Annotated in this window: 13 protein-coding genes; all 13 read right to left on the bottom strand. The window is 50.2% G+C overall.

Annotated features, from left to right (window positions below):
• Nucleotides 1-14 precede the first annotated feature (14 nt).
• Entirely contained in the window at nt 15-2,237 is a 2,223-nt protein-coding gene (gene pcrA / locus B5066_RS01660) for a DNA helicase PcrA (protein ID WP_079474223.1), read from the bottom strand.
• 72 nt (nt 2,238-2,309) lie between these two features.
• On the bottom strand, nt 2,310-2,996 hold the full coding sequence (gene pcrB / locus B5066_RS01655; protein ID WP_079474222.1) for a heptaprenylglyceryl phosphate synthase: 687 nt from the start codon (nt 2,994-2,996) through the stop codon (nt 2,310-2,312).
• Between the two features lie 220 nt (nt 2,997-3,216).
• Nucleotides 3,217-3,528, bottom strand: a complete 312-nt coding sequence (locus B5066_RS01650) for a YerC/YecD family TrpR-related protein (RefSeq protein ID WP_079474221.1) — start codon at nt 3,526-3,528, stop codon at nt 3,217-3,219.
• Nucleotides 3,529-3,643: 115 nt separating this feature from the next.
• Nucleotides 3,644-5,386 carry an adenine deaminase C-terminal domain-containing protein gene (locus tag B5066_RS01645; protein WP_079474220.1) on the bottom strand — a complete coding sequence of 581 codons (1,743 nt, stop codon included), beginning with the start codon at nt 5,384-5,386 and terminating at the stop codon, nt 3,644-3,646.
• A 369-nt stretch (nt 5,387-5,755) separates the two neighbouring features.
• A complete protein-coding gene (gene purD / locus B5066_RS01640) occupies nt 5,756-7,003 on the bottom strand; it encodes a phosphoribosylamine--glycine ligase (protein ID WP_079474219.1) in 1,248 nt (415 codons plus the stop codon).
• A 92-nt stretch (nt 7,004-7,095) separates the two neighbouring features.
• The gene (gene purH, locus B5066_RS01635) at nt 7,096-8,628 is read right to left on the bottom strand and encodes a bifunctional phosphoribosylaminoimidazolecarboxamide formyltransferase/IMP cyclohydrolase (RefSeq protein WP_079474218.1); all 1,533 of its coding nucleotides are present in this window, start codon (nt 8,626-8,628) and stop codon (nt 7,096-7,098) included.
• Nucleotides 8,625-9,236 carry a phosphoribosylglycinamide formyltransferase gene (gene purN / locus B5066_RS01630; RefSeq protein WP_079474363.1) on the bottom strand — a complete coding sequence of 204 codons (612 nt, stop codon included), beginning with the start codon at nt 9,234-9,236 and terminating at the stop codon, nt 8,625-8,627. The genes purH and purN overlap by 4 nt, the downstream gene beginning before the upstream one ends.
• Nucleotides 9,233-10,270: a phosphoribosylformylglycinamidine cyclo-ligase gene (gene purM, locus B5066_RS01625; protein ID WP_079474217.1), complete on the bottom strand. Its 1,038-nt coding sequence runs from the start codon at nt 10,268-10,270 to the stop codon at nt 9,233-9,235. The genes purN and purM overlap by 4 nt, the downstream gene beginning before the upstream one ends.
• A gap of 17 nt (nt 10,271-10,287) precedes the next feature.
• Complete coding sequence (purF, locus tag B5066_RS01620; protein WP_079474216.1) at nt 10,288-11,709, bottom strand: amidophosphoribosyltransferase; 1,422 nt, start codon at nt 11,707-11,709, stop codon at nt 10,288-10,290.
• Nucleotides 11,685-13,913, bottom strand: a complete 2,229-nt coding sequence (gene purL / locus B5066_RS01615; protein ID WP_079474215.1) for a phosphoribosylformylglycinamidine synthase subunit PurL — start codon at nt 13,911-13,913, stop codon at nt 11,685-11,687. The genes purF and purL overlap by 25 nt, the downstream gene beginning before the upstream one ends.
• The gene (gene purQ / locus B5066_RS01610; RefSeq protein WP_079474214.1) at nt 13,897-14,580 is read right to left on the bottom strand and encodes a phosphoribosylformylglycinamidine synthase subunit PurQ; all 684 of its coding nucleotides are present in this window, start codon (nt 14,578-14,580) and stop codon (nt 13,897-13,899) included. The genes purL and purQ overlap by 17 nt, the downstream gene beginning before the upstream one ends.
• The gene (gene purS, locus B5066_RS01605) at nt 14,580-14,828 is read right to left on the bottom strand and encodes a phosphoribosylformylglycinamidine synthase subunit PurS (RefSeq protein ID WP_079474213.1); all 249 of its coding nucleotides are present in this window, start codon (nt 14,826-14,828) and stop codon (nt 14,580-14,582) included. Before purS ends, purQ begins: the two co-directional genes overlap by 1 nt.
• Nucleotides 14,821-15,540 (bottom strand): phosphoribosylaminoimidazolesuccinocarboxamide synthase, encoded by a 720-nt coding sequence (gene purC, locus B5066_RS01600; RefSeq protein WP_079474212.1) that lies wholly within the window; start codon nt 15,538-15,540, stop codon nt 14,821-14,823. The genes purS and purC overlap by 8 nt, the downstream gene beginning before the upstream one ends.
• Between the last annotated feature and the right edge of the window lie 2 nt (nt 15,541-15,542).

Genomic DNA, 15,542 nt, shown 5'->3' with positions numbered 1-15,542 from the left:
CGGCTTCTTCCTTTCTACGCTTTTTCAATCGGAGCGAATGTAGCCATCAGCCTTTTGACGCCTTCGCTCGGAAAGGCAATATCAAGTTCCATGTCATTGCCTTCACCGCGTACGCTGACCACCGTGCCAGTGCCCCATTTTTTGTGCTTAGCTTTATCACCGATACTCCAGGCCAGGTCGCTTCCTCCGCTTGGCGTCGGTGCTTTGCTTTCCCGGGGGGCCGCTGTTGCGGCCTGGCGCTTACGCTCAAATGGGGAAGCCGTTTTCCCGGCGGCAGGCGCCTGCCGTTTTTCTTCGCGTTCGGATAGAAGCTCCTGTGGAAGCTCCTGGATAAACCGCGACATCGGATTCGCCTGCGTTCGTCCGTACTGCATCCGCATGGAGGCATGGGTCAGGTGAAGCTCCTGCTCGGCCCGGGTCATCCCGACATAGGCAAGCCGGCGCTCCTCCTCCATCTCTTCAGGCTCGAAAAGTGACCGGTTGTGCGGAAAGATTCCTTCTTCCATTCCAATAAGGAACACTGTCGGAAACTCCAGTCCCTTGGCGGAGTGAAGAGTCATCATTGCTACCTTGTCCCGCACGTCTGTGTCATCGTTTTCGTTCAAATCAGCCACGAGCGCCAGGTCTGTTAAAAAGGAAATTAATGATTTATCCTCACTCCGTTTTTCGAACTCCTGTGCTACTGTCATAAATTCCTCCAGGTTTTCGAGGCGGCTCTGCGACTCAAGCGAACGTTCATTTTTCAGCGCTTCCCGGTATCCGGTTTTTTCCAGCAGCTCTTCAACCAGCTCGGTAACCGACAGGTAATCCTGCATCTGCATCCAGTGGTTCATCTGTTCGGCAAAGGACTGCAGTTTCTTTGTCGGGCCGGCGCCAAGACCAATCTGATCGGCCTCCTGCAGGGCATGGATGAGGGAAATGTCCTGACTCGCAGCATATTTGGTCACCTTTTCCATCGTGGAAGCCCCGATGCCGCGTTTCGGTACGTTCACAATCCGCCCAAGACTGATATCGTCGTCCGGGTTTGCAACTGTCCGCAAATAGCCGAGAAGGTCCTTGATTTCCTTACGGTCATAGAACTTGGTACCGCCGATCATGTTGTATTCGACGCCTGATTTGACAAACATTTCCTCAATTACACGGGACTGGGCGTTCGTCCGGTATAATACGGCAATATCACCGTGGCGTATGTCTTTTTTTCTCGTAATTTCTTTAATTTTGTCCACCACATAATACGCTTCGTCCCGTTCATTGGAGGCCTGGAAGTAATAGATGTTTTCTCCGTCCGGGTTCGATGTCCAAAGCGTCTTTTCTTTTCTTCCGGCATTGTTTTTAATCACTTCATTTGCCGCGCGAAGAATCGTCTTCGTCGACCGGTAATTCTGTTCGAGAAAAACAGTGACGGATTCCGGATAGTCGCGCTCAAAGGAAAGAATATTTTGTATGTCCGCCCCGCGCCATTTGTAGATGGACTGATCTGAATCCCCCACGACACAGAGATTGTGGCGCTTTGCTGCGAGCATATTCACAAGCATATACTGCGCCCGGTTGGTATCCTGGTATTCGTCCACATGAATGTACTGAAATTTCCGCTGATAAAACTGCAGCACCTCCGGCACGTCCTCAAACAGCTGGATGGTCTTCATAATAAGGTCGTCAAAGTCAAGAGCATGGTTGTTCCGGAGCCGTCGCTGGTACTCTTTATACACGTCCGCTGCAATTTCTTCGAATGGGCCTTCTGCCCTTTCTGCAAACTGCTTCGGCGTTTCAAGCACGTTTTTGTTGGATGAAATCATGCCGAGAATGGCCCGTGGCTCAAATTTTTTCGAGTCGATATTCTGATCCTTTAAAATCTGCTTGATCACAGACAACTGGTCGCTTGAATCCAGGATCGAAAAATTCCGGTTATAGCCGATCCGGTCGATATCCCGGCGGAGAATGCGGACGCACATCGAGTGGAAGGTAGACATCCAAATATCCTCAGCAACCGGACCGACAAGCTTGCCAACACGCTCCTTCATTTCCTTGGCTGCTTTATTTGTAAAAGTAATCGCAAGAATCGCGTAAGGCGGGATCATTTTTTCTCTAATTAAGTAGGCAATCCGATGGGTTAATACCCGGGTTTTTCCGCTTCCCGCTCCGGCCATGACCAAAAGCGGACCTTCTGTATGCTGGACCGCGCGTTTCTGCGGCTCGTTCATTCCGGATAACATGCGCTCAATGATTTGTCGCTGCATGATGCCACCGCCTTTCATAAGTGTTAAGGAACATATGTTCCTGTACAGTATACCGAATATTTGTGATTCACGCTACGCTCTGGCTGCCTTAACCGTCTGCACTGCTTTTTTGATATCTTCATACACAATGTCTCCGACTACAATCGTGTCGGCATAAGCAGCCATCTCCGCCGCCTGCTCCTTCGAACGAATGCCGCCGCCGTAAAAAAGCCTTGCTTCGTTTAATGTTTTACGTGCTTCCTGGACCATTCGTACGTCTCCATACGTCCCGCTGTACTCTATATAAAAAATCGGAAGGTGAAATAACCGGTCCGCCATCACGGCGTACGCTTCAATATCTTCTTCCGTCTGTTCAGTCTCCGCGTCTGTCAAAACTGCAGCTTTAGCTTCAGGATTTAAAATGCAGTAGCCCTCTGCGAGCACTTCCTCCTGCTCCAGGGCCGGCCCCATTTTCTTCAGAGCCTTCTGATGCAGCCCGGTGATCCATTGGGCATCTCCGGCATTTAGAACCGTTGGTACGAGATAGCAGTCAAAGCCGGGAGTCACCGCCTCTATATTTGAAATTTCAAGTGCGCATGCGACCGGGAACCTCCGCACCCGGGCCAAAAGGTTTAATGTATTATCAAGAGTGACTCCATCGCTTCCTCCTACAATCACCGCATCTGTTCCAGATTCACATATTTGTTCTAAATCTTCGTCGCTGATCGACTTCGCCGGATCCAGCTTGAAGGCATGTTCCCATTCTGAATATGATAGCATCCTCTTGTACTCCCTTTATGAAAATAGATAAGACCGGATTGAAAGCGTCTGATGCTTGAAACATCCAAATATTCCGGGCCTTTCTGCTTTTCGTTCTTCAGTCTTTCATTATACCAAATCCGCTGCTGTTACTAAATAAACTTATTTGGCTGTTGCCGCAAAAAAACTCCCAACCGGCAGTCCGATGGGAGTTTTATATGCGTCTGTCTGTTACGCTCTATTATGAGTCCTGCTCCTGTTTTTCATTGTGCACGCGGTCGAGAGTCATTTGGTAACTGTCGTTTCCATAATTCAGGCACCGTTTCACACGTGATATGGTTGCGGTGCTCGCACCGGTTTCCAATTCAATTTTATGATACGTATATCCGTGCTGAAGCATTCTCGCTACTTCAAGCCGCTGGGCAAGTGATTGAATTTCATTAATCGTGCATAGATCGTCAAAAAATTCATAGCACTCATCAATATTTTTTAACGAAAGGATCGCCTGAAAGAGCTGGTCGAGCTCTTTTCCCCTTAATTTGTCAATCTGCAACACACTACACTCCTTTTTGGCTACGTGACAGACGAAGGCATTTATTCATATAACGACGCGCGAAACAGTTCCATGCAAGCTGAAACTAGCTGATATCAGTACCTGCTTTTACAGTTTAACGCATAATGGCAGGAAAGAGTACCATTTTTTTATGAACGTCATATATACCTTTTTGTGTAACCCTGATGTACGGGAGATGAGTCGCTGCAAAAAATAAAAGAGAATAAATTGGATCATCGTGTGGATAGCCCCTGTTTTTCAGCGCGGCTACAATTTTTTCATGCTCAAAAATAACCTCTTCCATCGGCTTCGAGGACATCAGGCCGAAAATATCCAGGGAGATATGCTCCACCACTTCCCCGTCTTCAACCAGAAAAATTCCGCCTTTATTTTTTATCAGTTCCCCGGCAGCCTTTTCCATATCTTCCTTGTGCTTACCGATCATAATAATATCGCCGTTGTTATTAAAAGAAGAAGCAAATCCGTCCACCTTAGTCGCAAACCCTTTTAAGATTGTATTAACACGCCAGTTCCCGTAACGGTCAATGACCATGAAAAAGGATTCATCATGTGTTTTCCAAAGCTCGTCATTATTTGCTTCAATACCGATATGATACGGCTTTAAAATAACGGAATTCACCAGTTCAATTCCCATCGGCATGGAAAAGTGAAAGTCGCTCTCCTTTAATTTCCAATCAATTTCAAGCGGCGTCACTCCGTACTTTTCCCATTCAAACGGCTTCTTCGGATACAGGTTCGTTTCGTCCTTGTACACCCACTGCCCTTTGGCGAGCACGGCCTCCGGTCTCGGGTCTCGCTTATCCGATAAAATATTCAGATGGGCGAGCCTTCCCGGCGCAATCATACCGATTAAATTGTCGAGTCCCAGGTGAACCGCCGCATTATACGAGCCCATTTCATACGCATCGATTTCCGGCACGCCTTTATCCAGGCAGATTTGAATCGTTCGATCGATTACTCCATTTTTATAAAAAGCTGGAGTAGACCCATCAGTATTCAGCGTAAAGCGCCGGAAATCTGTAATTCCAGCCTCCAGCAGGCCTTCAATCATTTCCGGAAGATCCGGGCGGATCGAAGAATAACGAAGGGAAGTCACAAGCCCCGCGTCCAGCCGGCGAAGTGCCTCCTCCGCTGTCATTGCTTCATGCTCGCCGTCCACGCCCAGCAGCGCCATCTGTGTAATCGTTGATACTGAAGAGCCCGGCAGGTGCCCTTCAATTGGTTTATTTAATTCCTTCGTATATTGCATCCAGTGTAAAATCGTATCGTTGCCGGTCAGTACCTTAGGCCAGGAAGTCAGTTCCCCGCCCTGAACAACCAGTGGATGCTCCAGCCAGTCCTTCATGTTGGACGGCGAAAACCATCTGTCTTCTTCTTCCAGTTCAGTCTGCGAATCATAGCGGGCCCACCAGAACATGGATGTAGGCAGCTCCCCGAGATCTTCAATAGCAGCCAATGCCTGGTATTTTTCCATATTTAAAAACAGAAACAAATTATCATTTACAAGCGTGGTGGTACCGCGTACAGAAGCATATTCCGCCAGCGTCTGCGGGCTGTAGAGTTGAAACGGATGAGCGTGCGGCTCAATGTAACCCGGTACCACCCACTTCTCGCCGCAGTCGACTATTTCTGAACCCTCTGTTTTCTCAGGCCATTCCGGCCCGGCGTACATAATGCGGTCGTCATATATCCAGATATGTCCGCGACTCCAGCTTTTGCGGGCACTGTTTAAGTACGTTGCATCTTTTAAAATAATAGAGGGAGCCTTCTCGCCCCTCATCACGGAAAGATGCTCTCTCAATGTTGATTTGCTCCAATGATACAGCTTATTTGCCATTCAAACATCTCTCCTCTTGCACACAGTTCGTTACTCGACTTCATTTTCCCTATCATATCACAAATGTAAACGCTTTTTTATATTTTCAGGTGACAATTTTGAAACGTTTTCCTTTTTTACAACTGTTTTTATAATTTCACAAAAATAATGACACAGTTTAATTTAATTGTCAGAATTCACTCAAAACATTAGGAATAATTATAATGAAAGCGATAAAACTGTACTAATGTTTTTATCCTGCTTATTGTAACAGACTCTTGCTTACGGGAGAAAGAAAATGGCAATAAATATAACATAAAATTCATATTCGCTTTGCAATGTTCATAAAAAAACTGCTTCTGCTGACAGCAGAAACAGTTCTTCCGCGCTTTACCGCAGTGCCCGAAAACCAATATCGGTGCGGTAAAACAAATTACCCGTATCAAGTTCGTTCAATTTTTCATATACCTTTTCCTGCGCTTCAGCCAGGGTAGCTGCCTTTTCGGATAGCAGCAGCACCCGGCCGCCGCTGTTTACATATATGCCGTTTTTCTTTTCTACGCCTGCAAAAAAGAGAAGGGGGCTCTCCGGCACCTGCTGAATAGGATGGTTTTTTTCATAACTCCCCGGGTAGCCCTTAGAGGCAGCTACTACTCCCAGTACTGCTTCTTCCGACCATACAGGTTCAGGTTTTTCTCCTTCAAGAAGGGTTATTAGAAGCTGGGCCAAATCAGATTCGAGCCGGGGGAGCACCACCTGCGCTTCCGGATCGCCAAACCTCGCATTAAATTCAATTACCTTCGGTCCCGCAGCGGTCATCATTAACCCGGCATACAAAACGCCGGTGAACGGCGACCCTTCCTGCCTCAGGCCGGAGGCTGCCGGCTGAAGCACTTTTTCCACCGCTTCATCAATGTCTTTTTGGGTAAACTGGGGTACGGGGCTGTAAGCGCCCATCCCTCCAGTATTAGGCCCTTCATCGTTATTATAGGCGCGCTTATGATCCTGGGCCGCTACCATGGGTACGACCGTTTCGCCATGCACAAAAGCCATTAAAGACAGCTCTTCGCCTTCTAAAAATTCTTCAATGACTACTTCAGCCCCCGCCTCGCCGAATTTATGATTTTTCAGCACTTCCTCGAGTGCCTTTAACGCTTCTTCTTCAGTCATCGCCACAGTGACTCCTTTTCCGGCGGCCAGGCCGTCAGCCTTAATGACGATTGGTGTGCCCTGTCTGCGCACATATGCTTCGGCTTCGTTGTATTTTGAAAATGACGCATAAGTACCGGTGGGGATATGGTAGCGTTCCATGACTTCTTTGGCATATGTCTTACTTCCTTCAATCATAGCGGCCTTCTTTTTCGGGCCGAAGACACGCAGGCCCTCTTGTTCGAAGCGATCAGCAAGTCCCGCTAACAGCGGCGCTTCCGGCCCGATCACCGTCAGCTCCACCGATCTGTCTTTGGCAAAAGCCACCAGGCTATCCTCATCGGTTTCAGCAATATCAACGCACTCTGCATGGTTTTCCATTCCCGCATTCCCGGGCGCTGCGTACACGCGGGTTACACTTGCGCTTTTTGCAAAGGCATAAGCAAGGGCATGTTCCCGGCCGCCTGCTCCTACAATTAAAACATTCATCGCGATCCTCCTGTTCAAAAACCGTTCTCATCGTCCCTCTGCCATTTTAAAAAACAGCCCGGGAAACAGAATTCCGGGCTGTTCTGCCGATTTTAATGCTTAAAATGGCGCATGCCGGTAAATACCATAGTAATTCCCAACTCATTCGCCCGGTCGATGGACTCCTGGTCCCGGATTGATCCGCCTGGCTGGATAATCGCCGAAATGCCGGCTTCCCCAGCTGTTTCCACCGTGTCCTGCATTGGGAAAAAAGCATCGGAGCCGAGAGCACTGTTCGCCGCTTCCTCTCCAGCCTGGTTAATAGCGATTTCAGCCGAGCCGACCCGATTCATCTGGCCAGCGCCAATTCCTATCGTTTGAACGTTTTTCGTCAATACGATCGCGTTGGATTTCACATGCTTAACTACTTTCCAGGCAAGCTTTAAATCTTCCCATTCCGCTTCTGTCGGCTCCCGTTCGGTTACCACCCGCACGTCTGCGTCCAGAAAACCCTTAGTATCCTCGTCCTGTACCAGCAGGCCGCCGTGAATGGAAGTCAGCTGAGAGCGGGTCTCCGCCAATCCCTCAAGCGTTACAGTCAGCAGACGGATATTTTTCTTCTGGGTCAGCAAATCAAGAGCTTCCTGCGAAAAGCTCGGAGCAATGACAATTTCAAGGAAGATTTCTTTCAGCTTCTCTGCAATAGCCACTGTCACTTCACCGTTAAAAGCGACAATGCCGCCAAATATCGAGACCGGATCTGCGGCATACGTTTTGTCGTAGGCTTCCTCAAGCGTTTCCCCGATCGCGACCCCGCACGGATTCATGTGCTTAACAGCTACAGAAGCCGGATGCGTGAATTCGCGGATCATACTGAGCGCTGCTTCGGCATCATTAATATTATTATAGGAGAGCTCTTTGCCGTGCAGCTGGAAGGCATTTGCAATCGAGCTTAACGGCCCAATTGGCTCCCGGTAAAAAGCAGCCTCCTGATGAGGATTTTCCCCGTAGCGCAGATCCTGCTTTTTCTCATACGTCACGGTGTACATCTCCGGATGCTTTTCTCCCGCTTCTTTAGTTAAATAGTCTGCAATTAACGCATCATAGGAGGCAGTGTGACGGAAAACCTTGGCCGCCAGCTTTTTGTTTGTTTCTGCTGATACCGTGCCGCCATCTTTTAACTCTGTCAGTACAAGCTCATAATCATCCGGGTCGACAACTACAGTGACGTCTTCAAAGTTTTTCGCCGCTGCCCTGAGCATTGCCGGGCCGCCGATATCGATATTTTCAATCGCATCTTCAAACGATTTATCGGGATTCTCAATCGTTTTTTTAAACGGATACAGGTTTACTATTACCAGGTCAATCGGTTCGATGCTGTGCTCCCGCAGCTGAGATGTATGGTCATCGTTGCTGCGGCGTGCAAGCAGTCCGCTATGTATGTTTGGGTGCAGGGTCTTCACCCGGCCGTCAAGTATCTCGGGAAAACCGGTAACGTCTGAAATACCCGTGATCTGCACGCCGCTTTCCTCAAGCACGCGGCTCGTTCCCCCCGTGGAAATAATTTCGATGCCCTGCTTTTCGAGGCTTTTGGCAAGGGGGACAATGCCCTCTTTATCTGACACACTAATTAACGCTCGTTTCATGAATGGTTGGCTCCCTCCGTATTGGTTTGTACTTTTTTCAAGGGACGGGTAATCCACCGCTGGACGATTTCCGGATAGAGCCGGTGTTCGACAGCCTGAATGCCAGCAGTAAGTGTCTCAAGTGAATCCGTGTCTTTCACCCCGACTGGCTCCTGGGCAATGATGCTCCCTGTGTCCATACCTTCATCAACGTAGTGAATGGTGACGCCGGTCACTTTTACTCCGGCCTCCCACGCCTGTCTGATGGCGTCTTTTCCAGGAAAAGACGGAAGCAGTGACGGATGGACATTAATCATCCGTCCGCCGTATTCCGTAAGCAGCGTATCCCCAATGAGCCGCATATAACCTGCAAGCACGATGCGCTCCGCCCCTTTATCATGTAATTCCTTTACGATTTCAGTTTCAAACGCCGCCTTGTTCTCGTACTTCTTCGGCGAAAAAGCGAACACCGGAATGCCCTCCTCTACGGCAAAGGCAACGACCGGGGCCTGCGGCTTATCACAGACAACCAGCACAAACTCTGCTTCGAGTCTCTGCTCCCGGGCTGCACGGACCAATGAACGGGCGTTCGAGCCGGTACCGGAGGCAAATAAAGCCAGCTTCATCAGCACGTAGCCCCCTTCACCTGGACACCGCCGCCATCTGTCACTTCTCCTATGTCCCAGGCCTCTTCTCCGGCCTCTTTTAAGGCCTGAAGCATGTTCTCTTTTTCTTCGGCTGCTACGACGACCATCAAACCAATCCCCATGTTAAAGGTGCCAAACATATCATCCGGGGATAAATGGCCTTCATTTTGAATGAAAGAAAAAATCTCCGGCTGCTGCCAGTTGTCGACGTCAAACATCGCACCGCAGCCTTCCGGGAGCATTCTCGGAACGTTTTCAAAAAAACCGCCGCCGGTAATATGAGCCATCCCTCTGGCTGTGCCCAGCTGTTTAATTGTTTTCGCCGCATTTACATAAATTTTTGTCGGCTCGAGCAGCTCTTCCCCGAGCGGACGCTGAAACGGAGGCACCGTGTCATTCATTGTAAACAGACCGTCTTCAAACAGTACTTTGCGTACAAGGGAAAATCCGTTACTGTGAATACCCGAAGAGGCTACCCCGATAATCGCATCTTTGTCCCTGGCTTTTGGCTCGTCCAGAATATCCGCCTTCTCGGCTGCACCGACGGCAAATCCTGCCAGATCGTACTCTTCTTCGCTGTACATGCCCGGCATTTCAGCAGTCTCTCCGCCGATAACAGCGCACCCTGCCTGCTCACAGCCGTCTGCCACACCTTTGATAATCTGCTCAATTTTTTCAGGATCTGCTTTTCCCAGGGCCAGATAATCCAGGAAATAGAGGGGATCAGCCCCCTGAACGGCGATATCGTTCACACACATCGCCACTACGTCCTGGCCGATTGTATCGTGCTTGTCCACTTGAAAAGCAAGCATCAATTTCGTTCCGACGCCGTCTGTCCCTGAAATAAGGACCGGTTCTTTGTAAGGAAGCGAGGAAATATCAAACATGCCGCCAAAACCGCCGAGGGCCCCCATCACTTCGGGGCGCCCGGTTCGGGCAATGTGTTTTTTCATCCGCTCTACCGCCTGGTATCCTGCTTCCACATCGACCCCGGCCCGCTTGTAAGCTTCAGACATCCGTAGCCCCTCCTTTATCAACCATTCATAATTTTGTCGTGCGGATGAAGCGTATCGTCGTAAATCTCTGTTGGATATTTGCCGGTAAAGCACGCAAGACACTGGCCGCAGTTCGGCTCGCTCTTATCCCGGCCGATCCCGTTTTGCAGGCCTTCGATGCTGATGAATGAAAGCGAATCCGCTCCCATTAAATCGCGCATTTCATCAACAGTGTAATTCGAGGCGATCAATTCTGCTTTTGTTGACGTATCTATTCCGTAAAAGCACGGATGCGTAATCGGCGGTGAAGTAATGCGTACATGCACTTCCGTCGCTCCTGCTTCTTTCAGCATCCGGACAATCCGTTTACTGGTCGTCCCCCGGACAATCGAATCGTCCACCATAACGACCCGTTTGCCTTCAACGACTCCGCGTACAGCGGACAGCTTCATTTTCACTCCCTGCTCACGCAGCGCCTGCGACGGCTGGATAAAGGTCCGGCCCACGTACCGATTTTTAATCAAGCCGAGCTCATACGGCGTGCCGGTAGCTTCGGCGTAGCCAATAGCCGCAGAAATCGAAGAATCCGGCACACCGGTCACGACATCTGCTTCCACCGGCGCTTCTTTGGCCATTTCTTTGCCGAGGTTTTTTCTCGCCGTATGCACGTTAATATTGTCCACGTTGGAGTCCGGGCGGGCAAAATAAACATACTCCAGGCTGCAGATCGCCCGGGAAGTAGCGGTGGAAAACAATTCCGAATGCATGCCTGAGTCATCGATGCTTATAATTTCTCCCGGCTGCATATCCCTCAGGTATTCAGCTCCAATTACATCGAACGCGCATGTTTCCGAGGCTACCACGTACGTATCGCCGATTGTCCCTATCGCAAGCGGGCGCAGGCCGTTCGGATCCATAGCACACAGCAGCTTGTCCTCGGTCATTACCGCAAAGGCATACGCACCCTCAATGTAGGACAAGGCATCCTTCAACTGATCTTCAAAGCGGGTTTCATCGCTTCGCTTAATCAAGTGGGCGAGCACTTCAGTGTCAGAGGTCGACTGGAAAATACTCCCTTTCCTTTCGAGCTCCTCTTTCACATGGTTTGCATTCACGAGATTTCCATTATGCGCAACTGCAAGTCCTGTCGTCTGCGACTGGAAAAGCAGCGGCTGGCAGTTCACAAGGCCGCCTCCGCCTGCCGTCGCGTAGCGTACGTGGCCAATGGCCGAGCTTCCCTGCAGCTGTTCGAGATCTCCTTCTTTAAAGGCTTCCGTAATCAGACCGAGTCCTTTGTGGCTCGACAGTTTATCGCCGTCACTGACGACAATGCCTGCCCCTTCCTGACCGCGGTGCTGCAAACTGTGCAGCCCGTAGTAAGCAAGCTGTGCTGCCTCCTCGTGGCCCCAGACAGCAAACACGCCGCATTCTTCATTTAAGCCTTTGATTTCACCAAGCATGGAATAGCTCCTTTCCAGGCGTTCTCCAACTCCTTGGCAGAAGCTTGAAGAATCGTCTCTCCCGATTCTTTAGATAAATGCAATGTCGCTTCTTCTGTCACGCTGCCGGCATACCTGGCGTCTGTTACTATTTGTTCGAAGGCTTCCTGATTCTCTCTCGCTACGGAAATTACATAGCGGGACTGCGTTTCTGCAAACAATTCCTCCATAACGTTTCCGTTGATTACTATCTCAGCACCAAGGCCGGTGCCAAACGTGCTCTCCGCCACCGCCACAGCAAGTCCGCCTTCGGATACGTCATGTGCTGACTGAACCAGACCCTTTTGAATAGCTTCCAGCACGCTGCGCTGCCTGTGGAGTTCCGTTTCAAGGTCAAGCTCCGGGGCCCGTCCGTCAATCGATCCGGTCTGCATTTCCTGGATCTCACTGCCGCCGAAGTCTTCTCCTGCTTCACCGATAATGTATACGGCATCTCCCGCCTGCTTAAATTCCTGAGTCGTGATGTGGGCAAGCTCTTTAATCAAGCCGACCATGCCAACGACCGGCGTTGGGTAAATTGCGCCATTCTGCGTTTCATTATAAAGCGAAACGTTTCCGCCAATGACCGGAGTTTCAAGAGTTTTACACGCCTCAGTTATACCATCAATCGACTTTTCAAACTGCCAGTAGATCTCTGGTTTTTCCGGATTCCCATAGTTCAGGCAGTCCGTCAGGCCGAGTGGCAGGCCGCCTGAGCAGATAATGTTCCGTGAAGCTTCTGCGATGACAATTTTGCCGCCCTGTTCCGGGTCAAGCCCGAGGTAGCGCGCGTTGCAGTCGGTCGTCATCGCGAGCGCTTTGTCTTTGCCACGCACCCGGAGCACCGCCGCATCAGAGCCAGGCTGAACAGCTGTGTTGGTACGGACCATGTAATCGTACTGGTCATACACCCATTCCTTGCTCGCTATAGTCGGCTGCTTTAACAGAGCCGTGAGCGTTTCTTTCGCATCACTCACATCCGGCCGCCACGCCTTTTGCTCCTGCCGTTTGCGGAACGCTTCCGGCTCCCTGGACTCAGGATGGTACACCGGTGCGTCTTCCGCGAGCGCATCTACGGGCACGTCCGCTACTTTCTCCCCGCCGTGCCAGAGTACAAGCCGCTGTTCATCGATTACACGCCCGATCTCCGCTGAATGAAGCCCCCAATGACTGCAGATGTCGTGAATTTCCTTTTCTTCTCCCTGCTTAACGACCAGAAGCATCCGCTCCTGGGACTCGGAAAGCATCATTTCATACGGACTCATGTTAAGTTCCCGCTGCGGCACCGTATCGAGGTTCATCTCGATGCCCGATCCTGCTTTACTGGCCATTTCTGCTGAAGAAGAAGTCAGCCCTGCAGCTCCCATGTCCTGAATCCCCACGAGCGAGTCACACTTCACGAGTTCAAGGCATGCTTCAAGCAGCAGCTTTTCCATAAACGGGTCCCCCACCTGTACGGATGGACGCTTGCTTTCCGATTCGTCGCTGATTTCTTCCGAAGCAAAAGTAGCCCCGTGGATACCGTCTTTACCGGTGCTTGCCCCAACGTAAATCACTGTGTTTCCAGCTCCGCTGGCAATACCTTTTTGGATATCCTTGTGATCAATAAGCCCGACGCACATAGCGTTAACGAGCGGGTTACCCTCGTAGCTCGGATCAAACTGCACTTCGCCTCCGACCGTCGGCACGCCGATGCAGTTACCGTATCCGGCAATCCCGGCAACAACCTCTTCAAATAAATACTTCACCCGCGGCTTGACCAGCTCCCCGAAACGAAGTGAATTCATAATAGCGACCGGACGGGCCCCCATCGAGAACACGTCCCGGAGAATGCCGCCGACGCCGGTAGCTGCGCCCTGGTAAGGCTCAATCGCTGACGGATGGTTGTGGCTTTCCATTTTGAAGACCACGGCCTGCTCGTCGCCGATATCGATAATGCCGGCCCCTTCGCCGGGGCCCTGCAGCACATGCTCTCCCTCTGTCGGAAACTTTTTCAATTGGGCTTTTGAATGCTTATAGCTGCAGTGCTCCGACCACATGACCGAAAACAGGCCGATTTCTGTATAGTTTGGCAGGCGCCCGAGAATTTTTTTAATCATTTCGAATTCTTCGTCTTTAACGCCCATTTCCTGATAAACTTTTCCCTGTTCAATCTGTTCTGCAGAAGGCTCAAGTAGTAAGGACATGGGATTTCCTCCATTGCTTCAATATTGACTGAAAGATTTTCAATCCGTCGTCACTGCCAAGAATCTGATCGGTTGCGCGTTCCGGGTGCGGCATCATGCCCATCACGTTGCCCTGCTTGTTTACAATGCCGGCAATCGCTTCTTTGGAGCCGTTAAAATTGTCCTCGTAGGTGAACACAATCTGGCTGTTGGTCTGCAGATCCCTCAGGGTCTCATCGTCACAGTAGTAGTTTCCTTCACCGTGGGCTACCGGGATCGTAATTCTCTCCTCCCCTTCATATTCGGAGGTGAAGCCGGTCTCATGATTTGCCACCACCAGACGGGCCGGACGGCAGATAAACTTCAGCGATCGGTTCCGCTGCATCGCTCCCGGAAGCAGGCCGGCTTCAAGCAGCACCTGGAAGCCATTGCACACGCCAAGAACCGGTTTTCCTTTTTCCGCCTGCTCCACGACGCTAGCCATGACCGGGGCAAAACGGGCAATTGCACCAGAACGCAGATAGTCTCCGTAGGAAAACCCGCCGGGAAGAAGAATACCGTCATAGTCCGCAACGCTTTCTTCGGTGTACCAGACTTTATCTACCGGTTCCCCGAGACCTTCCTGGATTGCGTAGTACATATCATCGTCACAGTTGGAGCCTGGAAACACGATAACCGCGAACTTCATCAGGACACGCCCTTTCCAATCGTATACGTATAATCTTCAATCACAGGGTTGGACAGAAGCTTTTCACACATTTCTTCGATCCGGGCTTCAAGGTCGTTTCCTTCCTCTATTTCAAGTCCAATATATTTGCCGGTCTGCACAGATGCCACTTCATGGTACCCCATCGTCTGCAGAGCGTTTTCAATCGTACTTCCCTGCGGATCAAGCACTCCCTCTTTTAATGTCACATACACTTGAACATTAACCATGTGCAGCTCCTCCTAATCGCTGTAATATTTCGGTGTAGCCTTCCTGCAGAGAACCAATGCCGTAACGAAATAGATCTTTGTCAAATTTCTGCCGGGTTTCTTTATCCCACAGCCGGCACGTGTCCGGGGAAATTTCATCAGACAGCAGCAGCTTCCCGTCTTCTGTCGTGCCAAATTCAATTTTGAAGTCCACCAAAAGCAGACCGTGGTCGGAAAAATGCTTTTTGAGCGTTTCATTCACATGCTCGGCCACCTGCTTCATGTCCTTCACCTGCACCGGAGAAGCAGCCTGCAGCAGCCGGATATGATCATCATTGATTAAAGGGTCCCCAAGCTCGTCATCTTTATAATAGAATTCCACTACTGGCCGGTCCACTTCCGTGCCTTCCTCAATGCCGGTGCGACGGTGGAGGCTGCCGGCGACAATATTTCGCACTACAACTTCGAGCGGAACGATCGTTGTTTTTTTAACCGCCTGCTCCGTTTCGGAGAGCCGGTCTACGAAGTGATTGTTTATGCCTTCTTCATGCAGCTTTTGAAACAACAGGGAGGATATTTCGTTGTTTAACTTGCCTTTGCCGACCAGCACTTCTTTTTTCTCTCCATTAAACGCTGTCGCATCATCTTTGTACTCTACCCAGAGCGTATTTTCTACGTCTGTTTCATACAATTTTTTGGCCTTTCCTTCATACAATAGAGCGCGTTTTTCCATTG

The sequence above is a fragment of the Marinococcus halophilus genome (assembly GCF_900166605.1).
Taxonomy (GTDB): Bacteria; Bacillota; Bacilli; order Bacillales; family Marinococcaceae; genus Marinococcus; species Marinococcus halophilus.
The sequence above is the reverse complement of the archived record's forward strand: the minus strand, read 5'-3'. Positions and strand labels throughout refer to the sequence as shown.